24 protein-coding genes are annotated in these 23,126 nt (G+C 66.1%); 10 read left to right on the top strand and 14 right to left on the bottom strand.

Annotation, left to right across the window (positions count from 1 at the left end):
- The first annotated feature begins 35 nt into the window (after nt 1-35).
- Nucleotides 36-992, top strand: a complete 957-nt coding sequence (gene zapE / locus Q8814_RS10900) for a cell division protein ZapE (RefSeq protein ID WP_330152032.1) — start codon at nt 36-38, stop codon at nt 990-992.
- Nucleotides 993-1,026: 34 nt separating this feature from the next.
- Here the strand turns inward: zapE and Q8814_RS10895 are convergent, their stop codons facing one another.
- The 4 genes from Q8814_RS10895 to kstD form a co-directional block, all read right to left on the bottom strand.
- Nucleotides 1,027-2,091, bottom strand: a complete 1,065-nt coding sequence (locus tag Q8814_RS10895) for an alpha/beta hydrolase (protein ID WP_330152031.1) — start codon at nt 2,089-2,091, stop codon at nt 1,027-1,029.
- Between the two features lie 33 nt (nt 2,092-2,124).
- Entirely contained in the window at nt 2,125-3,870 is a 1,746-nt protein-coding gene (locus Q8814_RS10890; protein ID WP_330152030.1) for a cholesterol oxidase substrate-binding domain-containing protein, read from the bottom strand.
- A gap of 23 nt (nt 3,871-3,893) precedes the next feature.
- Nucleotides 3,894-4,754, bottom strand: a complete 861-nt coding sequence (locus tag Q8814_RS10885; protein ID WP_330152029.1) for a MaoC/PaaZ C-terminal domain-containing protein — start codon at nt 4,752-4,754, stop codon at nt 3,894-3,896.
- A gap of 80 nt (nt 4,755-4,834) precedes the next feature.
- Complete coding sequence (gene kstD, locus Q8814_RS10880) at nt 4,835-6,550, bottom strand: 3-oxosteroid 1-dehydrogenase (protein ID WP_330152028.1); 1,716 nt, start codon at nt 6,548-6,550, stop codon at nt 4,835-4,837.
- Between the two features lie 108 nt (nt 6,551-6,658).
- Between kstD and Q8814_RS10875 the strand changes: the two genes are divergently transcribed.
- Genes Q8814_RS10875 through dmpG form a run of 3 tightly spaced genes read left to right on the top strand, consistent with a single transcriptional unit; the run spans nt 6,659 to nt 9,451 of the window.
- Nucleotides 6,659-7,444, top strand: a complete 786-nt coding sequence (locus tag Q8814_RS10875) for a 2-keto-4-pentenoate hydratase (protein ID WP_330152027.1) — start codon at nt 6,659-6,661, stop codon at nt 7,442-7,444.
- A 46-nt stretch (nt 7,445-7,490) separates the two neighbouring features.
- On the top strand, nt 7,491-8,393 hold the full coding sequence (locus tag Q8814_RS10870) for an acetaldehyde dehydrogenase (acetylating) (protein WP_330152026.1): 903 nt from the start codon (nt 7,491-7,493) through the stop codon (nt 8,391-8,393).
- Between the two features lie 5 nt (nt 8,394-8,398).
- A complete protein-coding gene (dmpG, locus tag Q8814_RS10865) occupies nt 8,399-9,451 on the top strand; it encodes a 4-hydroxy-2-oxovalerate aldolase (RefSeq protein ID WP_330152040.1) in 1,053 nt (350 codons plus the stop codon).
- 23 nt (nt 9,452-9,474) lie between these two features.
- On the opposite strand, the gene Q8814_RS10860 is transcribed toward dmpG, so the two are convergent.
- A complete protein-coding gene (locus Q8814_RS10860) occupies nt 9,475-10,146 on the bottom strand; it encodes a response regulator transcription factor (RefSeq protein ID WP_330152025.1) in 672 nt (223 codons plus the stop codon).
- A complete protein-coding gene (locus Q8814_RS10855; RefSeq protein WP_330152024.1) occupies nt 10,143-11,351 on the bottom strand; it encodes a sensor histidine kinase in 1,209 nt (402 codons plus the stop codon). The genes Q8814_RS10860 and Q8814_RS10855 overlap by 4 nt, the downstream gene beginning before the upstream one ends.
- A gap of 171 nt (nt 11,352-11,522) precedes the next feature.
- Between Q8814_RS10855 and Q8814_RS10850 the strand changes: the two genes are divergently transcribed.
- On the top strand, nt 11,523-11,930 hold the full coding sequence (locus Q8814_RS10850; RefSeq protein WP_330152023.1) for a DUF6223 family protein: 408 nt from the start codon (nt 11,523-11,525) through the stop codon (nt 11,928-11,930).
- A 44-nt stretch (nt 11,931-11,974) separates the two neighbouring features.
- Here Q8814_RS10850 and Q8814_RS10845 read toward each other — a convergent pair whose 3' ends face one another.
- Both Q8814_RS10845 and Q8814_RS10840 read right to left on the bottom strand, forming a co-directional pair.
- Nucleotides 11,975-12,325: a hypothetical protein gene (locus tag Q8814_RS10845; RefSeq protein ID WP_330152022.1), complete on the bottom strand. Its 351-nt coding sequence runs from the start codon at nt 12,323-12,325 to the stop codon at nt 11,975-11,977.
- Between the two features lie 2 nt (nt 12,326-12,327).
- On the bottom strand, nt 12,328-13,470 hold the full coding sequence (locus tag Q8814_RS10840; RefSeq protein ID WP_330152021.1) for a Rieske 2Fe-2S domain-containing protein: 1,143 nt from the start codon (nt 13,468-13,470) through the stop codon (nt 12,328-12,330).
- Nucleotides 13,471-13,660: 190 nt separating this feature from the next.
- Between Q8814_RS10840 and hsaA the strand changes: the two genes are divergently transcribed.
- From hsaA to Q8814_RS10815, 5 genes are all read left to right on the top strand, one after another.
- Nucleotides 13,661-14,836, top strand: a complete 1,176-nt coding sequence (gene hsaA / locus Q8814_RS10835) for a 3-hydroxy-9,10-secoandrosta-1,3,5(10)-triene-9,17-dione monooxygenase oxygenase subunit (RefSeq protein ID WP_330152020.1) — start codon at nt 13,661-13,663, stop codon at nt 14,834-14,836.
- 11 nt (nt 14,837-14,847) lie between these two features.
- Nucleotides 14,848-15,723 carry a 4,5:9,10-diseco-3-hydroxy-5,9,17-trioxoandrosta-1(10),2-diene-4-oate hydrolase gene (gene hsaD / locus Q8814_RS10830; RefSeq protein WP_330152019.1) on the top strand — a complete coding sequence of 292 codons (876 nt, stop codon included), beginning with the start codon at nt 14,848-14,850 and terminating at the stop codon, nt 15,721-15,723.
- Entirely contained in the window at nt 15,723-16,628 is a 906-nt protein-coding gene (gene hsaC / locus Q8814_RS10825; protein WP_330152018.1) for an iron-dependent extradiol dioxygenase HsaC, read from the top strand. The genes hsaD and hsaC overlap by 1 nt, the downstream gene beginning before the upstream one ends.
- Nucleotides 16,616-17,218 (top strand): 3-hydroxy-9,10-secoandrosta-1,3,5(10)-triene-9,17-dione monooxygenase reductase subunit, encoded by a 603-nt coding sequence (hsaB, locus tag Q8814_RS10820; RefSeq protein ID WP_408015878.1) that lies wholly within the window; start codon nt 16,616-16,618, stop codon nt 17,216-17,218. The genes hsaC and hsaB overlap by 13 nt, the downstream gene beginning before the upstream one ends.
- A gap of 95 nt (nt 17,219-17,313) precedes the next feature.
- On the top strand, nt 17,314-17,601 hold the full coding sequence (locus tag Q8814_RS10815; protein ID WP_330152016.1) for a hypothetical protein: 288 nt from the start codon (nt 17,314-17,316) through the stop codon (nt 17,599-17,601).
- A gap of 15 nt (nt 17,602-17,616) precedes the next feature.
- Here Q8814_RS10815 and Q8814_RS10810 read toward each other — a convergent pair whose 3' ends face one another.
- From Q8814_RS10810 to Q8814_RS10785, 6 genes are all read right to left on the bottom strand, one after another.
- Nucleotides 17,617-20,019, bottom strand: a complete 2,403-nt coding sequence (locus tag Q8814_RS10810; RefSeq protein ID WP_330152015.1) for an excinuclease ABC subunit UvrA — start codon at nt 20,017-20,019, stop codon at nt 17,617-17,619.
- Nucleotides 20,020-20,048: 29 nt separating this feature from the next.
- Complete coding sequence (locus Q8814_RS10805) at nt 20,049-20,501, bottom strand: nitroreductase family deazaflavin-dependent oxidoreductase (RefSeq protein ID WP_330152014.1); 453 nt, start codon at nt 20,499-20,501, stop codon at nt 20,049-20,051.
- 45 nt (nt 20,502-20,546) lie between these two features.
- Nucleotides 20,547-20,960, bottom strand: a complete 414-nt coding sequence (locus Q8814_RS10800) for a VOC family protein (RefSeq protein WP_330152013.1) — start codon at nt 20,958-20,960, stop codon at nt 20,547-20,549.
- A 5-nt stretch (nt 20,961-20,965) separates the two neighbouring features.
- The gene (locus tag Q8814_RS10795; protein ID WP_330152012.1) at nt 20,966-21,415 is read right to left on the bottom strand and encodes a helix-turn-helix transcriptional regulator; all 450 of its coding nucleotides are present in this window, start codon (nt 21,413-21,415) and stop codon (nt 20,966-20,968) included.
- A 48-nt stretch (nt 21,416-21,463) separates the two neighbouring features.
- The gene (locus tag Q8814_RS10790) at nt 21,464-22,351 is read right to left on the bottom strand and encodes a PRC-barrel domain-containing protein (RefSeq protein ID WP_330152011.1); all 888 of its coding nucleotides are present in this window, start codon (nt 22,349-22,351) and stop codon (nt 21,464-21,466) included.
- A 78-nt stretch (nt 22,352-22,429) separates the two neighbouring features.
- On the bottom strand, nt 22,430-23,126 hold a 697-nt coding region (locus Q8814_RS10785), incomplete at its 5' end, for an aldehyde dehydrogenase family protein (protein WP_330152010.1).

Genomic DNA, 23,126 nt, shown 5'->3' with positions numbered 1-23,126 from the left:
CGTAGAGTATCCTCTACGCCTGTAGAGGAGATGAAATGATTCTCGAACCGCAACGCGAGGGAGCCGACGCACTGGCACGGTTGGCCCGCATCCTCCCCGCTCGGCGCACCCACCCCGGCGGGGTGTACCTGTGGGGACCGGTCGGTCGCGGCAAAACCTGGTTGATGGACCAATTTCTCGACTCGGTAACCACACGGCACCGGCGAGTCCATTTCCACAGGTTCTTCGCCGACCTGCATGCCGACGCGCACCGGCTCGGTGCCATCGACCGCGCGATCGACGCCGCCATCGGCGAAGCACGGCTGCTGTGCTTCGACGAATTCCACGTCCACGATCCCGGTGATGCCATGCTTGCGGCTCGCACGGTCTCGACCCTCTTCGCCAGGGGCGTCGCGCTCGTCGCGACCTCGAATTACCCGACCACACAACTGTTGCCGAATCCGCTGTTCCACCACCTGTTCGAGCCGACCATCGCATTGCTCGAACAGCATCTCGATGTCGTCGAGGTCGCGGGTCCCACCGATCTGCGCCGGTCCGGGGCGTCGGCGGCCGAGAGCGGATTCCCGACCGGGCGATACCTGCCCGTGGACTCCGTCTCCGCACCCGAACCGAACGAGCGCCGAGTCCTTCACCTCGCAGCTCGGCCGCTCCGCGCGCTGGCCGTCCGAGGCGGCACAGTCTGGTTCGACTTCACGGATCTGTGCGCAGCGTCTACCGTTTCGGCGGACTATCTGGCCGTGGCACGCGAGCACAAAGAGTGGGGGCTGTTCGGTGTGCCGCCGCTGCGTGAAGCCGACGCCGACGCCGTCCGTCGCTTCGTGAATCTCATCGACGTGTTGTGCGATGCCGACGTGCGATTGACAGTGGTGGCCTACGCCCCGGTGGACGATCTTGCTGCCGGTGTGGACGGTGAGCCGGACCTCGACCGTGTGATCAGCCGACTGTCGCTTCTGGAGGTGGCGGACGAATGGAAGAGCCGCGCTCTCGGATGAGAACGCGGCTCCTGCCGGTCGGTATGTGGGTCGGCTATTGTCCGCGCTGTGCTGCCCAGCCGTTGATTGCCGTCGCGAACTCGAAAGATACCGGCAGCAGGGCCGGCCCGTCGACGGCGCTCGCAGGTAGCGGGCCGAGCTCTTCGAGGCTGTGGTTGGCCTTGGTGAAGTGCCCGAACTGCAGGTCGGTGTGTTCGAGGGCGGCACGCAGCGGGTCGATCTGAGCGCAGCTGATGTTCAGGTCCTTGTCCGAGCAGGTCAGCAGCACCGGAGTGTCGGCGGGCAGCGACGCGGCCAGTTCGGGTGGGTACAGCTTGTCGGCCTCCGCCAGGAACTTCGCGTTGGCGGCGTTGAGACCGAGCTGTCCGAGTAGCGGATTCTGACCTTCCGGGACGGTGCCCGTGGTCCGAATCGATTCGATGGTGCGGGGAAGCTCGGTGCGGATCACTTCGGTTTCGGCTTCGCCCAGGCGCCCCGAGTTCGCGGCGTTTTCGAGCTGGCCGCGAAGCAGGTCGAGGTACCGCATCGGCAGCGGCTGCAGCAGCCCGTAGCCGTCGCCGATGCCGCGCTGAGCGAGAACCAGCGTCGTCAGACCGCCCTCGCTGTGCCCGAGCACGAGGAGGTCGTCGGTGGTGAAACCGGTGCGCTCGGACAGCAGCTTCGCGGCGGCTTCGGCGTGGTCGACCTGGTCGGTGAAGCCGTACTCGCCGATGGTTTCGGGTGTGTATGTCCCGAGGCCGGTAGCTCCCGCGCCGATCTTGTCGAAACGTAGGCTGGCGATGCCTTGGGCGGCAAGCGAATCCGCGACACGGAGCAGTGTGTCGGCCATCCAGACGGGAGGTTGGTTGCCGTTGCGGTCCGACATCCCGCTCCCCGGGATCAGCAACGCGGCACCCTCGGTCTCACCGTCGGGAGTGCGCAGGCTGCCGTGGAACGTCGTGCCGTCGGCTTCGAATGTCACGTCGGTATCGGAGCCTGACGGCGCGATGACCGACCCGGTATCGGGCGACGCCGACGCAGTTCCGGTGAGGGCCAGACCTCCCGCCACTACGAGCAGGGGAACCGTTGCAGCACCGATCCAACGTCGCACACTTCGCATGGTGGACGACGATAACAGGACCGGATCGATCTCTCAGGGCAGCAAACGGTCGAGGAAACTGTTGCTGAACACCCGATGCGGATCGAACTTGTTGTACACGGCGCGCGCCGAATCCCAGTTCTCGTCCGAGGGAACGCCTTCGCGATAGGTGGCGGGAAGTGCCTGCGAGACGATCTGCTCGTCGGTGTACGGCAGTTCGGGCCCGAACGCCCATCCCTTCGACCATTCGGGGCGGAACGTGGAATCACTTCCGTTGTAATGTCCGCGCATCCATTGCTCCATCTCGCGGTAGAACGCGAACATGCCGGGTGTGCCGGGGACACCGAGCACGTTGAGCCAGATCGCGGTGTCCCACTCGGGATGGTCGGGCCGGGGCCGCATGGAGGAGATCGTGGGGGAACCCGCCGACGGGACCTGCACATCCTCCGGCGAATCGAGGCCGCAGCACCGGATCTCGACGGGGCCGTTGAGCGGATACTGTCCGAGCGCGCGGTAGTGCTCGATGCGGTCGTCGAACCACTCGGTGAAGTCGTGGATCACGTTCGCGATATTCGCGCGATTGGTCAGGACCGCACCGCCGCCCTCGGTGAGGCGCAGGGTGGTCGGCTTGATGTAGAACTGGAGATCCTTCGACCAGCCCCAGATGTCGGACGATCCGGTGGCAGCCAGCCCGGCTACCGTGACGCCGTAATAGGTTTGACCGAATGCCGGTGCGATTGCCGTGTTTCCAGCGGTGATCCCGCCGAGGAGGTCGGTGATCGGCTCGGGGACGTTGTCGGAGAACGGGTAGTTGTAAGGTCCCGTGACTTCCCGCGATGCCGGCGGCTTCTCCGGTGCAAGCGACCATACCTTCAACCACGGCTTGTCCGTGAACGGATACCAGATGGCTTCGGCACGCCCGGTCGCGCGTACGAACGACTCGAATGTGCGACCGTCCGCGCCGGCCGGGGCGAACAGCTCCCGCCAGTCGATATCGGTGAAGCTCTGGCACCGCATGCGGTAGTTCGCTCCGGCCTGGAGCGTGATCGACGTCAGGAACGTCCGCCCCAGATGCGTGAGGAGCGCCGTGATATCGGAGTCTGCTCGAGTGAAGGTGCGCAGCGAGTAGGCATTTCCGTCCCACACCACGGCGGTGAGTTCGGTGATCAAATTGCTCAATGACCCGAATGTGTGCCCGAAGACCGTGGTTTCACCGTCGGCCGGTAGGGCCGCACCGTGCGCATTGACCGCGAGCGCGCCCGCGAGCGACAGCACGCCGGGTGCGGGAAGGTTCGCGAAACCGAGTCCGTGCTCCTGCAGCGCGGTGGTAATCGCATCGAGAGTCGCGCCCGGGCCCGCGGTGACGGTCGCGGGGGCGCCGGCCGGACTCACGCTCACCGAGTTCAGGTGCAGCATCGTATCGGCGAGGATGACCCGATCGACGGGCGCACCGTTGACGATCGTCAACGGTGTCCAGCCGTGCATGGCTCCCCGCGGACGAATGGTGTAGCCGTGCTGGTGCGCCCAATTGGTAAGCCGCACGACATCATCGGGTGAGGTCGGCGCGCAGGTCCAGATCGCGTCGAGCATGATCTCTTTCGACCAGTTCTGGTACGCCTGCTGGTACAGCGCGATGCCGTCCGGGAACGCCGGGGGAGCGGCCAGGCTCACCTCGGAAGAACCGAACGGAACCGCGTGCACCGGAGTCCAGCCACCGAACGCGGTCGCGGCGAGTGCGCCCGCGCCGGCAGCAAGGAATCCTCGCCGCGACAGGCGCGGCGAACCGTCTCGAATTGTCATGGGCTACTTTCCGGGAGTAAGGCTCACACGACAGTGAGCACCACGTCGGCCAGGGCAGGGGCGAGATCGCGGTCGACGACCGCGGCAGAGATGAGCAGTTGCTTTCCGTCCTCCCACACGCGTACGCGCAGCGTCTCACCGGGGAAGACGACGCCGGCGAAGCGGGCCCGGAATCCCTTGACACGCGAGGCATCCGAACCGAGGAGATTATCGGTCACGCTCTTGCAGACGATTCCGTATGTGCACAGTCCGTGCAGGATCGGTGCCGGGAAGCCGGCCGCTTCCGCGAACTCGGGATCGGAATGCAGGGGATTGCGGTCGCCGCACAGGCGGTACAGCAGTGCCTGCTGCGGCAGGGTCGGTACGTCGAATTCGGCGTCCGGGGTGCGGTCGGGAAGCTCGACGGACTCCGACGGGCCGCGTTCGCCTCCGAAGCCGCCCTCACCGCGCGCGAAGATCGAGGAACGCGCCGTCCACAGCAGGTTGCCGTCGAGGTCCTCGGCGGTCGATTCCTGCACGATCACCGCGGCCTTGCCCTTGTCCCAGGCCTCGACGATGCGGGTCACGCTGCGGCCCTTACCCGACGGCGGGATCGGCGCGTGCACGACAACTTCCTGGCTGCCGTGCACGACCTTCGCCAGGTCGATCTCGACCCCGGGGAACGAGACCTTCGGCGGCTCCGTCTGATGGAAGGTGGGGGCGACCGCGCCGAACGTGGGGAGCACCTGCGGTTCACCGTCGCGCACATAGCGCAGTTCGCCGGCGTCGGTGGGGCGTGAGCCGGCACCGAGACCGAGGTTGTAGAGCTGAACGTCGCTACTGGTCCAGGAGAATTCCTGCGCGGGAAGTTCGGCGCCGATGGCGATGGAGGGATCGATGGGCACGGGGATCCTTTCTGACCGACCGCCCTCGGCGAGAGCGGCCTTGCTCGCCGGGACCGTGATGCGGACCCGGCGGCCGGAGATTAATGCTGTTCGGCGGTTTCCGCGACGGCTTCTCCCGATGAGCGGACGTGACCGTTGCGCAGGATGTCGAGCACAGCCAGGTAGGCAAAGGTCATGGCGGGTCCGATGGTTGCGCCCGGACCGGCGTAGGTGTGCCCCATGACGGGGGAACTGACGTTACCGGCGGCGTACAGGCCCTCGACGACGCTGCCGTCCTCGCGCAGGACCCGGGCATCGACGTCGGTGACGAGACCTCCCTTGGTGCCGAGGTCGCCGGGCACCACCTTGATCGCGTAGAACGGGGCCTTGTCGATGACAGCGAGGCTCGGGTTGGGCTTGTTGCGCGGGTCGCCGTAGTAGTGGTCGTACTCGGATTCGCCGCGGCCGAAATCCTCGTCCCGGCCGGAGCGGGCGAAGCCGTTGAAGCGCTCCACGGTTTCGGTGAGCGCGGACGCGGGCACGCCGATCTTCTCGGCGAGTTCGCTGACGGTGCCGGCCTGAACGAGCACGCCGGACTTGAACCAGCGTTTCGGGAACGGCCGGCGCGGCGTGATGCCCGCGAAGCTGTACCGGTTGCGGTAGCGCTGATCGAGGACGAGCCAGCAGGGCAGGTTCTCGGCGGGTCCGTCGCCGCGCCCGTGCTGTCCGCCGTACATCGCGTGGGTCGCCTCGACGTACGGGGCGGATTCGTTGACGAAGCGCTTGCCCGCCTTGTTGACCATCACGCACCCGGGGAGGCTGCGCTCGGACAGTGCGAACCAGGGACCTCCGGTGAGCGGGAACGACGGTCCCCACCAGGCGTCGTCCATGAAATCGACTGCTGCGCCCAATTTCTGGCCGGCGCGGATGCCGTCGCCGGTGTTGGCTTTCGCCCCGACCGTCCATGCGGTGCCGATCGGTTGACGCTGGTACTGCTCGCGCATCTGTTCGTTGTGCTCGAAGCCGCCGCTGGCCAGGATCACGCCCTGTCGTGCCGAGATGGTCTGCTCCTCGCCGTGCGAGACCACCTTGACCCCGCGGACGATGCCGTCCTCGACGACGAGTTCGGTGAGGGCAGTGTCGAGCAGGAGTGGCACTCCCGCATCGCGTAGTCCCAGGTAGAGACCGGCCATCAGCGCCTGGCCGCGGACGAGCAGGTGCTTCTTCGTGATCCGGGCCCACAGGAATCGCGTACCGACCCTCGCGGCGCGCAGCGGACCGCGCGGGTTGCGCATGAGCAGGTTGAGCCACTTGTAGTCGGCCTGGGTGATGACGAAGTTGGGTGGCGCCTTGACGTAGTCGGGTTCGAGGAGTCCGAGATCGTCGCCGAGGCGATTGCCGTCGAACGGTTTCGGTTCCGCCGACCTGCCGCCGGCCCGGCCGCCGGGGGCTTCGGGGTAGTAGTCGGAATAGCCGGGGACCCATTGCAGGTCGAGTGCGCTGTTGGCCTGGACGAACGAAAGCATCTCGGGGCCGCGGTCGATGTAGGTGTCGATCTTTTCGGCGGGAACACTGTCGCCGATGATGCTGTGCAGGTACTTTCGGGCCGCTTCCGGAGTGTCGTCCACTCCGGCGGCTTTCAGGGCCTCGTTGCCGGGGATCCAGACACCGCCGCCGGAGCGGGCGCTGGAGCCACCGAAGTGCGGGGCCTTCTCGATCAGGACGACACTGGCGCCCTTGCGGGCAGCGGTAATCGCGGCGGTCATTCCGCCGGCACCGCTGCCGACGACGACGATGTCGTATTCCTGCTTACTCATGTAGAACACGTTATAGAATGAGGGGGCGGTGAGTCCATCCTTTCTGCACAGATCGTCGCCGTGCCGGAAGTCGGTGCAGAAACGCGTTCCAGAACAGGAAAGAGACCCATGCTTCCGACGACGCAGCGGAACGAACTCGCGGAGGATCTCGAGGCGGCCGAACGCGACCGGGTGCCGATCGATCCGCTCGTGACGCGATATCCCGGCCTCGACGTCGTCGACGCCTATGAGATCCAGCTCGTCAACATCGGACGCCGGACCTCGGCCGGGGCGCGCATCGTCGGACACAAGGTGGGACTGTCGTCGCTCGCGATGCAGCAGATGATGGGCGTCGACGAACCCGACTACGGGCATCTCCTCGACGACATGGAGATCTTCGAGGACAGACCACTCGACACGTCTCGCTACTGTTTTCCGCGCGTCGAAGTGGAGGTGGCCTTCGTTCTCGGCAAGGACCTGCCGGGCGCGAACTGCACCGAGGACGACGTGCTCGACGCGACCGTCGCCTTCGCCCCGTCGATCGAACTGATCGACAGCCGCATCAAGGACTGGAAGATCGGTCTCGCCGACACGATCGCCGACAACGCCTCGTCGGCGGGGTGGGTGCTCGGTACCGGAAGAGTCGCGCCGCGCGACATCGATATCAAGAACATCGACGCGGTCCTCACGCGCAACGGCGAGCGCATCGCCGAGGGGCGCAGCGACGCAGTGCTGGGCAATCCGGTCACCGCCGTCGCCTGGCTCGCCCGCAAGGTCGACAGCTTCGGTGTGCGCCTGAAGGCAGGCGACATCGTGCTGCCGGGGTCGTGCACGCGGGCCATCGACGCCCGCCCCGGCGACGAGTTCTTCGCCGATTTCACCGGGCTGGGCACCGTATCTCTGCACTTCGTATGACGGTCACTCCTGTGATCGCCCGAATTTCGAGCCAGGAGCACATCGAATGACCAAAGCAAGTGTCGCAATCGTCGGATCCGGCAACATCAGCACCGACCTGCTCTACAAGCTGCAGCGCTCGGAGGTGCTCGAGCCCCGCTGGATGATCGGCATCGATCCTGCCAGCGAAGGCCTCGCGCGGGCGCGTGCGCTCGGCCTCGAGACATCCGCCGAGGGTGTGGAGTGGTTGCTCGCACAATCCGAGAAACCCGATCTCGTCTTCGAGGCAACCAGCGCATACGTGCACCGGGACGCAGCCCCGAAATACGCGGCCGCCGGTATCCGCGCCATCGACCTCACACCTGCCGCCGTCGGACCCGCAGTGGTGCCGCCTGCCAATCTGCACGCGCATCTCGACGTGCCCAACGTCAACATGATCACGTGCGGTGGGCAGGCGACCATCCCGATCGTCTACGCCGTCTCCCGCATCGTCGACGTGCCGTACGCCGAGATCGTCGCGTCCGTCGCCTCCGTATCCGCCGGCCCGGGTACCCGCGCGAACATCGACGAGTTCACCAAGACCACCAGTCGCGGTATCGAAACCATCGGTGGCGTGCAGCGCGGCAAGGCGATCATCGTCCTCAACCCGGCCGACCCGCCGATGATCATGCGCGACACCATCTTCTGCGCCGTCCCGGAGGATGCCGATCGCGCCGCGATCACCGACTCCATTCACCGGGTGGTCGCCGATGTCCAGCAGTACGTACCGGGCTACCGACTGCTCAACGAACCGCAGTTCGACGATCCGAGTGTCGTCTCCGGCGGGCACGCCACCGTCACCACGTTCATCGAGGTGGAAGGCGCCGGTGACTTCCTGCCGCCGTACGCGGGCAACCTCGACATCATGACCGCGGCCGCCACCAAGGTGGGCGAGGAAATCGCCCGCGACCTGCTTGCAGTGAAAGCGTGAACACCATGGCTCTTCTCGACGAGAACATTCATTTCGATCCGGCGTGGGACATCCGCGTCACCGACACATCGCTCCGCGACGGATCGCACCACAAGCGGCATCAGTTCGACCGTGAGGAGGTCCGCGCGATCGTTGCCGCCCTCGACCTGTCGGGTGTGCCGGTTATCGAGGTCACCCACGGTGACGGCCTCGGCGGCTCGTCGTTCAACTACGGTTTCTCGAAGGTCCCCGAGCAGGAATTGATCAGGATCGCCGTGGATACCGCGCAGAGCGCGAAGATCGCGTTCCTCATGTTGCCGGGCGTCGGCATCAAGGACGACATCGTCGAAGCGCAGGACAACGGCGCGTCGATCTGTCGCATTGCGACGCACTGCACCGAGGCCGACGTATCGATCCAGCACTTCGGTCTCGCCCGCGACCGCGGTCTCGAAACCGTCGGATTCCTCATGATGGCGCACACCGTCAGCCCCGAGACGCTCGCGCAGCAGGCCCGCATCATGGCCGACGCCGGGTGCCAGTGCGTATACGTCGTGGACTCCGCCGGCGCGCTGGTTCTCGAGCAGGTCACCGAACGCGTCGAAGCACTCGTCGCCGAGTTGGGCCGCGACGCGCAGGTCGGCTTCCACGGACACGAGAATCTCGGTCTGGGCGTGGCCAATTCGATAGCCGCCATCCGGGCCGGAGCCAAGCAGATCGACGGTTCGGCCCGACGGTTCGGTGCCGGTGCCGGAAACACCCCGGTCGAGGCGTTGGTCGGGGTGTGCGACAAGGTCGGCATCAAGACCGGCATCGATTTCTTCGCGATCGCCGACGCCGCCGAAGACGTGGTGCGTCCGGTGATGCCGAAGGAGTGCCTCCTCGACCGCCAAGCACTGATGATGGGCTACGCGGGGGTGTACTCGAGCTTCCTGCGCCACGCGGAACGGCAGGCCGAGCGGTACGACGTGTCGGCGGCCGAACTTCTGGTCCGTGCCGGCAAACGCAAGCTCATCGGCGGTCAGGAAGATCAGCTGATCGACATCGCTCTCGAGCTTCAGCGCGAAAAGCGGTCCGCCTGAACCCGGGGAGTGCCGACAGCCGTTCAGGGAGTGACCAGGCCCGTCCGGTAGGCGATGACGACCAATTGTGCTCGATCACGGGCGTGGAGCTTGACCATGGCGTGACTGACGTGCGTGCGGGCCGTCGCGGGGCTGAGGAACAGTTCGGCGCCGATCTCACTGTTGCTCTTGCCCTGTCCGACCAGCGCAAGCACCTCTCGCTCTCGTTCGGTGAGTACCGCGAGGCGTTCCTCGGCCGCCCGGTCGGCCTTGCGGTGCGCGGTGAACTGGGAGATCAGGCGACGCGTGATCCGAGGCGCAAGCAGTGATTCGCCCGCTGCGACGACGCGTATGGCGTGGAGCAGTTCCGGCGGCCCGGCGTCCTTGAGCAGGAAGCCGCTGGCACCTGCCTCGAGTCCGCCGAAAACGTACGCGTCGGTGTCGTAGGTGGTGAGGATGAGAATCCGGACGTGCTGCAGTCCGGGTGTCGTGACGATCTTCCGGGTGGCTTCGATGCCGTCCACCCGCGGCATCCGGATGTCCATGAGGACGACATCGGGCCGCGTGGAGAGTGTCCTCTCGACCGCCTGGGCGCCGTCGGTCGCTTCGCCGACGACCTCGATGCCGTCCTCGGCGTCGAGCAGGGCCTTGAAGCCCGACCGCACAAGAACTTCGTCGTCTACCAGCAGCACCCTGATCGGGGCGTCGCCGGTCATCGTGCAGCCCCCACCGAGGGCGGAAGGGGCAGACGCGCAGCGACCGAGAACCCGCCACCGTCGATCGGGCCGGCGTCGAAGTCACCACCGAGCAGTTGGCACCGCTCGCGCATGCCGAGGAGACCGCGCCCCACGGCAGCGGCCCGGGTCGTGTCCCGTCCGGGGGCATCATCCCGGTTGGTCACCCGCACGATCAGCGAGTCGGGTCCGTAGTCGATTCCCACGGTCACCCGTGTCGGGCCGACGTGGCGGATCACGTTGGTCAGCGACTCCTGCACGATCCGATACGCGGCACTGTCCACCGCGGTCGGCAGTGAGGCCCCCGGCGGCGCACCTTCGACCACGACGTCGAGTCCGGCGTGGGACGAGGCTGCTATCAGCTCGTCGAGCTGTCCGAGGCCGGGGTACGGCGTGCACCCGTCGTGTTCGCCNCGCAGGACGCCGAGGATCGACCGCATCTCCTGCAGGGCCTGCGAGCTGGTTCGTTCGATCGACTTCAGGGCCTCACGCGTACCCTCGGGCCGCTTGTCGAGCAGATGGGCGGTCACGCCCGACTGCACGTTGATGATGGCGATCGCGTGCGCGACCGTGTCGTGGACCTCCCGGGCGATCCGGAGTCGCTCCTCGTCGACCCGGGCCCTCGCCTCCTGCTCACGAGTCCTTTCGGCCAGCTCGGCGCGCTCCACGGCATCGGCGGCGATGACGTGACGCGTGCGAACCGACTCGCCGAGGGCAGCGCTCATCACCGATGCCCCGATCCGGAAGAAGACCCACCCGATCGCGGCGCGCGGCTCGAGGTCCGCGGCGGCGGCCAACCACCCGACCGCCAGCACCGCTGTGCCGATCCCCGCGATCACCAGCGTGCGGCGCCCGTCGCCGTACGCAGTGAGGGTGTAGAGCGCGACGAAAAGCCCCAGCCAGCCCGGCCCGTCGGGAAAATCCATCGTGTAGTACACCAGGCTGGCCAGGGCGGTAACCACGAAGACCAGGACCGGGACACGGCGCCGCAGAGCCACGACGATTCCACCGGCGACCAGCAGGACGTAACCGAGACCGCCGAAGTCCCCGAGGGGCCGTTGCACCGTGTCCGGCTCTGCGGACACCCGGGACAGGGTGCCCTGAACCTGCATCGCGGTGACGAAGAGCGCGAGAAACAGATCCAGCGCGTACCCTCGCCGCCGGCTCGACCCGAATCCTGTCGGCATGGCGCGATTTTAAGCTTCCCGGAGCGGGATTGCCCTACGACCGGGAACGTAACCGTGGCGGTAGGCGTACGTCGAAATGCGCAGGAGATGTCATCCGCTGACGGAGGACTCGCGGGTCTCGAGCCGTCAGGATCGGGAGTGTCATCCGGTCACTCCTGAAAGGAATCTCGAATGTACGGCTTCGTCGCTCTTGCGGCTTCGGATCTGTCCGTCGCCGCCGGTAGTTACGGCCCCGGCTCCGGACGGTTCGCAGCAACTATGGTCGCCGTGCTCGGCTTGCTCAGCGTGGTGGTCGGGGGTCTCGCACTTGCCCGCAGCACGGGGCGCATCGGAGGCGGCAACGGACGAACCGGGGCCCTCGTGGCATTGGTCGCGGGGCTGACTACGGTCGTTCTCGGCGTGCTGCATCTGGCCGGCTCCACGGGGGGATTCGGTACCGGAAGCGGGCGTGCCGGTGCCATCATCGCTCTGGTGCTGGGGCAGATCGGCATCAATCTCGGTGGGCTCGTGCTGTCCCGTTCCCGCCGCGCCGCCGAGTCTGCCGGGAACATGGTCGTCCGCACGACGAGTGTGGACTGACCCGGTCTCGATCCGGGATGTCGGCGGCCGGCGTGCAGGAGCCGTCAGTCCGGTACGGTGATCCGGCCGTCGAGCACCGCCTGTTCGATGCTCGCCTGCAGTTGCGGGCACCCTTCGCGTGGGGTGATCGACGTGCCGGCGGCGATCCCGGTGTCGCGGAAGGTGGGACAGACGGTGTCGGGATCGTCCTGCCACTGCACGCTCGTGTGCTTGTAGCTGTTCTTGCGCACCAGCACGCACGTGCCGCACTCGCGGCACGTGACCTCGTGCTGACCCGAATCCAGGTAGTTGATCTTGTCTATGGCGGTTTGGGCTGCGATGGCCTCGACCCGGTCGGGCCGACCGGCGAAGTCCGGCGACTTGGCCCATCTGCTTGCTCGGGTCGAGGCGCCCATCGTCAGACCTCTGCTTCCTGCTGTGACCGGTCGGCGTCTCGTCGCGAGAGGTTCTCGGCCACTTCCTTTTCCCAGGCCTCGTTGGCCTTCGCCGTGTCGACTTCGAATTCGAAACGGCCGGTCATCTTCTCGGTGACGTCGGCGACGTCCACGTAGAACTGCTCGTACCAGCGGCGCAGTTGATAGACGGGTCCGTCCTCGTCGCACAACAACGGGTTCTCGATCTTCGTTTTGTTCTTCCAGATTTCGACGTCCTGGAGGAACCCCTCGCCGATGCCCTCGGTGAACTTCGCCGCCAGCTTCGCCGACTGTTCGTCGGACATGCCTGTCGGCTTCTTGACGATGATCCCGTACTGCAGCATGAACGAATCCTGCGTGATGGGGTAGTGGCAGTTGATGAGCACCGACTCCACCTGATACCCGCCGTAGCTGTTGGTCATCGGGTTGATCATGTAGGACGGGCCGTAGTACGCGGCGTACGACTCGAGTGTCGATTCCACGCCGTATTGCGTGGACATGCCTTTGTCGGGCCGGCCACGGGTGTTGAGGTACTGCTCTGCGACGTGCCCTTCGAAGACGTTCTTGAAGAACGTGGGGAAGGCGTAGTGGATGTAGTAGAAGTGCGCCATGTCCACGACGTTGTCGATGATCTCGCGGCAGTTGGAACCCTCGATGAGGATCTGATTCCACGTCCAGTCGGTCCACTCGCCGGACCCGTACTGCTCGATCTCCGGGATCGTGACCTCCGGCGGTGGCGCATTGCCCTCCGGGTCGTTCCACACGAACAGCTGGCCGTGTCTTTCCATCGTGGTCCACGCACGCGTGCGGGCCAGCGGCGGGACACGGCGCGAGTAGGGAATCTCGGTGCACTTGCCGTTGCCGCCCCAGCGCCAGTCGTGGAACGGGCACGCCACCGAATCGCCCTTGATCTCGCCTTGGCTGAGATCGCCACCCATATGACGGCAGTAGGCATCGAGCACCTTCAGGTCGCCCTTGCTGTCGGCCCACACCACGAGTTTGGTGCCGAAGGCTTCGACAGCGTGAGGCTTGCCGTCCCTGAACGCGCCGCTCAGTCCGAGGCAGTGCCAGCCCCGCGCGAACCGCGTCCGGACCTCTCCGACGTCGATTTCGCGAATCTGTGCCATGTCCGCTCACTTCCTTCCGGATTCTTGGTAGAACACGTTATAGAACTCTGGTCCTGTACGAAAGCTTTCGAGGACTTTGGTCCTTCTGAAAGCTGCGGGAACCTGCGAAAAGCAAGTGGTCTCGACATGAATAGGAACATGTTCTAGTCTCGAACAGAGCGATCAATTCGGACACAGACGGGAGCGTCCAGTGGGTGACCACGAGAGCCACGAGGTACTGCAGCGGATCGACGCCCTGCTGCCCAGCCTGCGAGAACGCGCGCAGGAAGCCGAAGATCTGCGCCGACTTCCCGACGAATCGGTCAAGGCACTTCAGGAAGCGGGTTTCTTCAAGCTTCTGCAACCGTCGCAGTGGGGTGGCTACGAGGCCGACCCGGTCACCTTCTACACCGCGGTACGCAACATCGCGAGCGCATGCGGTTCCACCGGTTGGGTTTCGGGCATCATCGGCGTCCACAACTGGCACCTGGCCCTGTTCTCGCAACAGGCCCAGGAAGAGGTGTGGGGCGAAGACACCGACGTGCGCATCTCGTCCTCGTACGCGCCCATGGGCGCCGGCGAGGTCGTCGACGGCGGGTACAAGGTCAACGGTTCCTGGGCGTGGTCCTCGGGTTGCGACCACGCCTCCTGGGTGGTCGTCGGCGGCCCGGTGATCAAGGACGGACGGCCGGTCGACTTCGGCAGCTTCCTGATTCCGCGCTCCGAGTACAAGATCGACGACGTGTGGAACGTGGTCGGGCTGCGGGGCACCGGTTCCAACACGGTCGTCGTCGACGACGTCTTCGTGCCGCGCCACCGCTTCCTCGGTTTCAAGGCGATGAACGACTACGCTTCGCCGGGCCTCGAGCGCAACACCGCACCCGTCTACAAGATGCCGTGGGGCACCGTTCACCCCACCACCATCTCGGCGCCCATCGTCGGGATGGCGTACGGCGCGTACGACGCCCACGTCGAGCACCAGGGGAAGCGCGTCCGCGCTGCGTACGCCGGCGAGAAGGCCAAGGACGATCCGTTCGCCAAGGTGCGCATCGCCGAAGCGTCCAGCGATATCGACGCCGCATGGCGTCAACTCTCGGGCAACGTCGCCGACGAATACGCCTATCTCGTTGCCGGTAAGGAAATCCCGATGGAACTCCGGCTCCGGGCCCGCCGCGACCAGGTGCGCGCGACCGGCCGCGCCATCACGTCGATCGATCGGCTCTTCGAGAACTCCGGCGCCACCGCGCTCGCCAACGGCACCCCCATCCAGCGGTTCTGGCGCGACGCGCACGCGGGCCGCGTGCACGCGGCCAATGATGCCGAGCGCGCATACGTGATGTTCGGTGCGGCCGAATTCGGTCTCCCGCTCACCGACACGATGGTCTAGGGAGTTCCGAAGTGACTGTGACAGAAGAGATCACCTTCGAATCCACCTCTCGTTTCGCGCAGGTCCGTGACGACCTGCGCCTGCATTACCACGAGGCGGGGGTCGGTAACGACACCACGATCGTGCTGCTGCACGGGGGCGGTCCGGGCGCGTCCTCGTGGTCGAACTTCGCCAAGAACATTCCGGTGCTGGCTCAGCAGTTCCACGTGCTCGCCGTCGACCAGCCCGGTTACGGCAAGTCCGACAAGCCGACCGAGCACCCGCAGTACTTCGTGCACAGTGCGTCGGCCCTGAAGGATCTGCTCGACACCCTCGGCATCACCGAGCGTGTGCACCTGCTCGGCAATTCGCTGGGCGGCGGCGCCGCGGTCCGATTCGCGCTCGACTATCCGGACCGCGCCGGCCGGCTCGTGCTCATGGGCCCCGGCGGTCTGAGCGTCAATCTGTTCGCGCCCGACCCCACCGAGGGCGTGAAGAACCTGGGCAAGTTCGGCTACCGCCCGACTCGCGAAAACCTCGAGGCATTCCTGCGGATCATGGTGTTCGACCAGTCCCTCGTCACCCCGGAACTGGTCGAGGAGCGCTTCGCCGCTGCGAGCACACCGGAGTCGCTGGCCGCGGCGAAGGCGATGGGAAAGTCCTTCTCCAGCGGGGAGTTCGAGAAGGGCATGCTGTGGCGCGACGCCTACAAGTTGCGTCAGCGCGTCCTGTTGATCTGGGGCCGCGAAGACCGCGTCAACCCGCTCGACGGGGCGCTGGTGGCCCTGAAGATGATTCCGCGAGCTCAACTGCACGTCTTCGGTGGTTGCGGCCACTGGGCCCAACTCGAGAAGTTCGACGAATTCAACCGTCTCACTGCCGATTTCCTGACCGATGGAGGTGCCTGATGGGTATCCGCTCTCTGGCGTACCTGCGTATCGGCGCCACCGACATGGCCGCGTGGCGCGACTACGGTCTCAAGGTGCTCGGCATGGTCGAGGGCAAGGGCTCGAACCCCGAGGCCCTGTACCTGCGCATGGACGACTTTCCTGCACGTCTGGTGATCGAACCGCACGAATCCGACCGGCTTCTCGTCTCCGGATGGGAAACCGCGAATGCCGCCGACCTTCAGGAGATCCGCGACAACCTCTCCGCAGCGGGTGTGCCCTTCAAGGAAGGCACCGCCGAGCAGATCGCCGACCGTCGCGTCGACGAACTCGTCGTGTTCACCGACCCGTCCGGCAACACCCTCGAAGCCTTCCACGGCGCCGCGCTCGAACACCGTCGCGTGGTCAGCCCGTACGGGCACAGGTTCGTCACCGGCGAACAGGGGCTCGGCCATGTCGTCCTCTCGACGCACGACGACGAGGAATCGCTGCGGTTCTACCGCGACGTCCTCGGCTTCCGGCTCCGCGACTCGATGCGGCTGCCGCCCGAGATCGTCGGCCGGCCGGCCGGTGGCAAGCCCGCATGGCTGCGCTTCTTCGGCTGCAACCCGCGCCACCACAGCCTGGCGTTCATGCCGATGCCCACGCCCAGCGGCATCGTGCACCTGATGATCGAGGTCGAGAACTCCGACGACGTCGGTCTCGCCCTCGACCGCGCGCTGCGGAAGAAGGTGAAGATGTCGGCCACGCTCGGTCGGCACGTCAACGACAAGATGCTCTCGTTCTACATGAAGACCCCCGGCGGATTCGACGTCGAATTCGGTTGCGAGGGACTGCAGGTGGAGGACGATCAGGGATGGGTCGCCCGCGAATCGACCGCGGTGAGCCTGTGGGGCCACGACTTCTCGGTGGGATTCCGGCCGTGACCACCGACGGCACGACAACCGACGATGGTGCCGGTGCGGTCGATCCGAGGGTGTTTCGTACCGTGCTCGGTCAATTCTGCACCGGCGTCACCATCATCACCACGATCGACGACGGCAAGCCCGTCGGTTTCGCTTGCCAGTCGTTCGCGGCGTTGTCGCTCGATCCGCCGCTCGTGTTGTTCTGCCCGACCAAGCAGTCCCGGTCGTGGTCGGCGATCGAGCGGTCCGGCCGGTTCTGCGTCAACGTTCTCGCGGAGGACCAGCGCGACACGTGCGCGCGGTTCGGCTCCCGCGAGCCCGACAAGTTCGCGGGGGTGGACTGGACCCCGTCGCGGCTCGGATCGCCGGTCCTCACCGGAGCGCTCGCCCACATCGACTGCACCGTCGAAACCGTGCACGACGGCGGTGACCACTGGGTGGTGTTCGGCCGTGTCGCCTCGTTGAGCGAAGTCCATGACGAGCAGGAACGGCCCCTGTTGTTCTACCGTGGGCAGTACACCGGAATCGAACCGGAGAAGACCACACCCGCACCGTGGCGCGACGACCTCGAGGCTTTCCTCACCACGGCATCCGAGGACACCTGGCTGTAGACGAGGGGATCGCAATCGTCGATCGAGCCAGGGTGGGCGACGGTGTTGTGCGATCATGGGCGAACGTGCCCGCTTCCAGCGCTTCGGGAGCCGTTATGCCCAAGACTCGGTCCACACGACCGCTGCCCCTCAACGGTGTGGGGCACACGGCTCTGGTCGTAGGCATCTTCGCCGCTGTCTTCGCGTTCGTCCCCATCGTCGGAGATCTGGTTTCCGTCCCCGCGGCACTGATAGCGGTGGCATGCGGCTGGATCGGGCTGGCGCGCGTGGACAAGGGTCTGGCGACGAACCACCGCGAAGCCCTCGGCGGCGCCGTTCTCGGGATCACCGCGCTGTTCGTCGTGTTCCTGGTCTTCGTCGCGACACACGGCACGATGGCCTGACTCACGCCCCCTGACTCATGCCCCGACGTACTCCGCGAGGTGCTCGCCGGTCAGGGTCGAGCGCGCCGCCACGAGTTCCGCGGGCGTGCCTTCGAAGACGATGTTGCCGCCGTCGTGGCCGGCTCCGGGGCCGAGGTCGATGATCCGGTCGGCATGGGCCATGACCGCCTGGTGATGCTCGATGACGATGACCGACTTGCCGGAGTCGACGAGTCTGTCCAGCAGTGCGAGCAGGTTCTCGACGTCGGCAAGATGCAGGCCGGTGGTGGGCTCGTCGAGGATGTAGACGTCACCCTTCTCACCCATGTGGGTGGCGAGCTTGAGACGCTGCCGTTCGCCGCCGGACAACGTCGTGAGCGGCTGCCCGATCTTGATGTAGCCGAGCCCCACATCTGCCAGGCGCACCAGTATCTTGTGGGCGGCCGGGATCTTCGCGTCTGCGGAGCCGAAGAATTCCTCGGCCTGCGCGACCGACATTTCGAGTACCTCGCTGATGTCCTTGCCGCCGAACTTGTACTCGAGTACCTCGACCATGAATCGTTTGCCGTCGCACACCTCGCACGGCGTCGCGACACCGGCCATCATCGCCAGGTCGGAGTAGATGACGCCGGCACCGTTGCAGTTGGGGCACGCGCCCTCCGAGTTGGCACTGAACAGTCCGGGTTTCACACCGTTGGCCTTGGCGAATGCCTTCCGGATGGCGTCGAGCAGGCCGGTGTAGGTCGCCGGATTGCTGCGCCGCGACCCCTTGATCGCGCCCTGGTCGATCGAGACCACTCCCTCGCGCCGCGCTACCGAGCCGTTGATCAGGGAGCTCTTACCCGACCCGGCGACACCGGTGATCACCACGAGCACGCCGAGCGGGATGTCCACGTCGACGTTCTGCAGGTTGTGCGTGTTCGCGCCGCGCACCTCCAGCGCACCCGAGGGGGTCCGGACCGACGGTTTCAGCGTCGCCCGGTCGTCGAGGTGCTTGCCGGTGAGGGTGCTCGATGCCCGCAGGTCCTCCACGGTGCCCTCGAACACCACTTCGCCACCGTCGACGCCTGCGCCCGGGCCGAGATCCACGACATGGTCGGCGATCGCGATGGCCTCGGGCTTGTGCTCGACGACGAGCACGGTATTGCCCTTGTCCCGAAGTTGCAGCAGAAGGGTGTTCATTCGCTGGATATCGTGCGGATGCAGGCCGATCGTCGGCTCGTCGAAGACATAGGTGACGTCGGTGAGTGAAGAACCGAGATGGCGGATGAGCTTGGTGCGCTGCGCTTCACCACCGGACAACGACCCCGACGAACGCTCGAGAGCGAGGTAGCCCAACCCGATTTCGACGAACGAGTCGAGTGTGTCGATCAAGGCCGTGAGCAGTGGGGTCACCGACGGTTCGTCGAGGCCGCGCATCCACTCGGCGAGATCGCTGATCTGCATTGCGCACAGATCGGCGATGTTCTTCCCCTGGATCTTCGACGACCTGGCTTCCTCGCTGAGCCGGGTGCCGTGACAGGCGGGGCACGTGTCGAAGGTGATCGCCCGGTCCACGAACGCGCGGATGTGCGGCTGCATCGCCTCGCGGTCCTTGGACAGGAACGACTTCTGGATCTGCGGGATCAAGCCCAGGTACGTCAGGTTGATTCCCTCGATCTTGATCTTCGTCGCTTCCTTGTAGAGGAGAGCGTCGAGTTCCTTCTTCGTGAACTTGCGGATCGGTTTGTCGGGATCGAACCAGCCGCAGCCCCGGTAGATGCGGCCGTACCAGCCGTCCATGGTGTATCCGGGGATGGTGAGCGCACCCTCGTTGAGCGATTTGCTGTCGTCGTACAGTGCCGAGAGGTCGAAATCCGAAACCTTGCCCATCCCTTCGCAACGCGGGCACATACCGCCGGTGATGCTGAAGCTCCGCCGCTCTTTCACAGTCCGTCCGGCGCGTTCGGTGGTCACCGCGCCGGCCCCGCTGATAGACGCGACGTTGAACGAGAATGCCTGGGGCGAACCGATATGGGGCTTTCCGAGCCGGCTGAACAGGATGCGCAGCATCGCATTGACGTCGGTGACCGTTCCGACCGTGGAACGCGGGTTGGCGCCCAGCCGTTCCTGGTCGACGATGATCGCCGTCGTCAAACCCTCGAGCACGTCGACGTCCGGGCGCGCCAGCGTCGGCATGAAGCCCTGGACGAAAGCGCTGTAGGTTTCGTTGATCAGCCGCTGCGACTCGGCGGCGATCGTGGCGAACACCAGTGAACTCTTACCCGAACCGGAAACGCCCGTGAACACCGTCAATCGGCGCTTGGGGATCTCGAGGTCGACGTCTTTCAAGTTGTTCTCGCGGGCGCCGTGCACGCGAATCAGGTCGTGGGTGTCGGCGGCGTGCGGCGCGGGGGACTGCCCGCTCGTCTTCGTGTCGGTTCCGGTGCCCGTGCTCATCGCATCTCCCTGTGTCGATCCGCCTGCGCTCACCGATGAGTGAGTCGAATCAGGGGATACCTTCGTCCGGCTTTGCTCTGATACTTGGCGATGCGCGGCTGCGCCGCAGCAACACGCTGCCACGCCCGTTCCCGCTCGGCGCCCTCGAGCTCGTGCGGTGTCACGGGCACAGGCTCGCGGCCGGGCAATTCGATCGAGGCCTGGTCCGGATGGGCTACCAGATTGGCGTGCCAGTCCGGGTTGCGGTCTCCTCCGCCCGACGCGACGACCAGCACGGCGTGTTCCCCATCGGGCAGGTGCATCAGCGGAGTTTCGCGCGGCCGACCGCTACGGCGTCCCACGGTGTGCAGGATCAGCACGTCCATGCCCATGAACTTGCCGTGTCCTCGCCGGATCTTGCGCTTCGCCCGGGCATTCGCCGTGTGTTCCATCCACCGCGACACCGCGCCGGGCCCACGGGACTTGCGTGTCCTCTGTTGCATCGGTGTCCCCTCTCGGGATCTGCTTCGCTCGAATCGTGTTCGGGCTCAGCGGCGTTGCTGGATGCGGATGAGGTTTCCGGCGGGGTCCCGCACGGCACAGTCGCGCAGACCGTACGGCTGGTCCATCGGTTCCTGGACGATTTCGGCGCCGCTCGCCTCGAGCTTTTCGAAGGTGGCGTCGAGGTTCGCGGCCGACAGATTGATGCCGGCGTAGGTTCCTTTGGCCATCATCTCGGTGATGGTGCGATGCTCGTCGTCGGTGATGCCGCACCCGTCCACCACCGGCGGCTCGAGGACGATATTGGTGTCGGGTTGCCCGGGCGGGCCGACGGTGATCCAGCGCATCCCGTCGTATCCGACATCGTTGCGCACCTCGAAGCCGAGAGCCTCGCGATAGAAGGTCAGCGATGCGTCCGGGTCGGTGTGGGGAAGGAAGCTCGAATGAATGGTGATGTCCATGGCCATCACGCTAGATGCGGCTCGGGCGCCGGCGCTTCTCGATTCCTGATCGGTCTGGTGACCTGCTTGGCGACACACGCCGGCATACCGGCCGTCGCGTGGGCCTCCTCACGCCGATAGACGCTGGGCGGCACCCCCACCAACTCGGTGAACCGGGTACTGAAGGTGCCGAGCGACGAGCACCCGACGGTGAAACAGACATCGGTGACACTGAGGTCGCCCCGACGCAGCAGCGTCATCGCGCGCTCGATACGTCGTGTCATCAGATACGAATACGGCGACTCGCCGTAGGCGCGGCGGAACTGCCGGCTGAGATGACCGGCCGACATGTTCACGCCGCGCGCGAGGGCCTCGACATCAAGTGGTTCCGCATAGTGCCGGTCGATCCGGTCGCGCACGCGGCGTAGCAGCACAAGATCGCGCAGTTGCGGCGTTTGCGCAGGTCTGCTCGTCACAGGCGCGATGGTAGCGAATCCTCCCGTCGATGGTCGCGTTTCGAGCGATCAGCGTGCGTCGTCCCCGGGCTCATCGGTGTAGTACTCGGTGGTGACGACGCGCCGGACCAGGCGCGGCTTACGAGGCTCTCCGGACTCCGTTTTCTCTTTGTCCTCCGTGCGCTTCTTGTCTTCGGATCCGGAGGTGCCGGTCTTGCTGCCGGAATCCGTGCGTGTGTCCTGCTCGGCGTGGCGCGGTCCGGTCGGTCCGGGGCCGACGAGCCCGCCGCTCGATCCCGGTCCGGATGCAGCGGTCCCCGAGGGTGTGGACGGTGTGGTCGCGGTGTTGCCNGGCNGTGAGTGCTCCAACGGCTCGTCGCGCTGAGTGCTGCTCGGATGGTAGTTGCCCGCGATGCTTTCGCGGGCAAAGTCGGGCGTGAGGTTGCCGGAACTTCCGGACACCGGCGTATTCGGTGTTCCCGCGCTCGAAGGTCCGGCGCTCGAAGGTCCGGCGCTCGAAGGTCCGGCATTCGAAGGTCCGGCATTCGAAGGTCCGCTGGTCGGCGGCGTGGTCGTTTCCCTCAGACTCGTTCCCGCGTGCGGCCGGTCGTCGGCGGCCACCCCCCGGGAGGTGTCCGAATCGGTGTCGGCACGCTGGTAGTAGCGGTACAGCTCGTCCTCCTCGCCGGGGGTGAGCTCACCGTTCTCGTCGATGTTCGGGGCGCCGGTGACGGTGTCCTTGTCGAAGGGCAGATGCACCCCGGTGCCGTCCAGGTTCGCCGAGTCGATCGGCACGAAGTGACGGCGTGTGCCGAACAGTCCGGTGACGACCGTGATCCAGCCCGGTTCACCCGTCCGGTTGTCGAGGTAGACCTCGCCGACCTTGCCGAGCTTGTTGCCGTCCGGTCCGTATGCCGTGGCGTGGGCGAGGGCGTCGATGTCGTTGTTGTTGATCATGATTGCCTCATCGGTCGGCGACACTGTCTCCAAGCGAATGCCCTGGGGCGCCACCATCGAAACCCGGCCTGTGCACGACTACAGCGCCACGCCGATGTACTTCGTCTCCAGGAACTCGTCGATCCCGGCGAATCCGCCCTCGCGTCCGAGCCCGGACTCCTTCACACCGCCGAACGGCGCGGCGGGGTTCGAGACGACGCCCTGGTTGAGGCCCACCATCCCGGTTTCGAGCGCCTCGCTCACGCGCAGGCCTCGTCGGAGATTCTCGGTGTAGACGTAGGAGACGAGGCCGTAGGGCGTGTCGTTGGCGCGCCGCACGGCTTCGTCCTCGGTATCGAAGGTACTGATCGCCGCGACGGGACCGAAGACTTCGGTGTGGCACATGGCGGCATCGTCCGGGATACCGGTCAGCACTGTGGCGGGGTAGAAGAAGCCCGGCCGGTCGAGGGGCTCGGCGCCGAGGACGACGGTCGCGCCGCGAGCGGTGGCGTCGTCGACCAGACCGGCGACCTTGTCGATCGCAGCCCGATCGATCAGTGGTCCGACCACGACACCGTCGTCGGTGCCGCGGCCGACCGGCAGTGCCGCCATGCGTTCGGCGAGGCGGGTGCCGAATTCGTCTGCGATGCCCCGCTGGACGAGGAACCGGTTGGCGGCGGTGCAGGCCTGGCCGATGTTGCGCATCTTCGCGGCCACAGCACCGTCGACCGCGGCGTTCAGGTCGGCGTCGTCGAAGACAAGGAAAGGGGCGCTGCCGCCGAGCTCCATCGCCGTG

It is taken from the genome of Rhodococcus chondri (assembly GCF_036327435.1).
GTDB lineage: Bacteria > Actinomycetota > Actinomycetes > Mycobacteriales > Mycobacteriaceae > Rhodococcus > Rhodococcus chondri.
The sequence above is the reverse complement of the archived record's forward strand: the minus strand, read 5'-3'. Positions and strand labels throughout refer to the sequence as shown.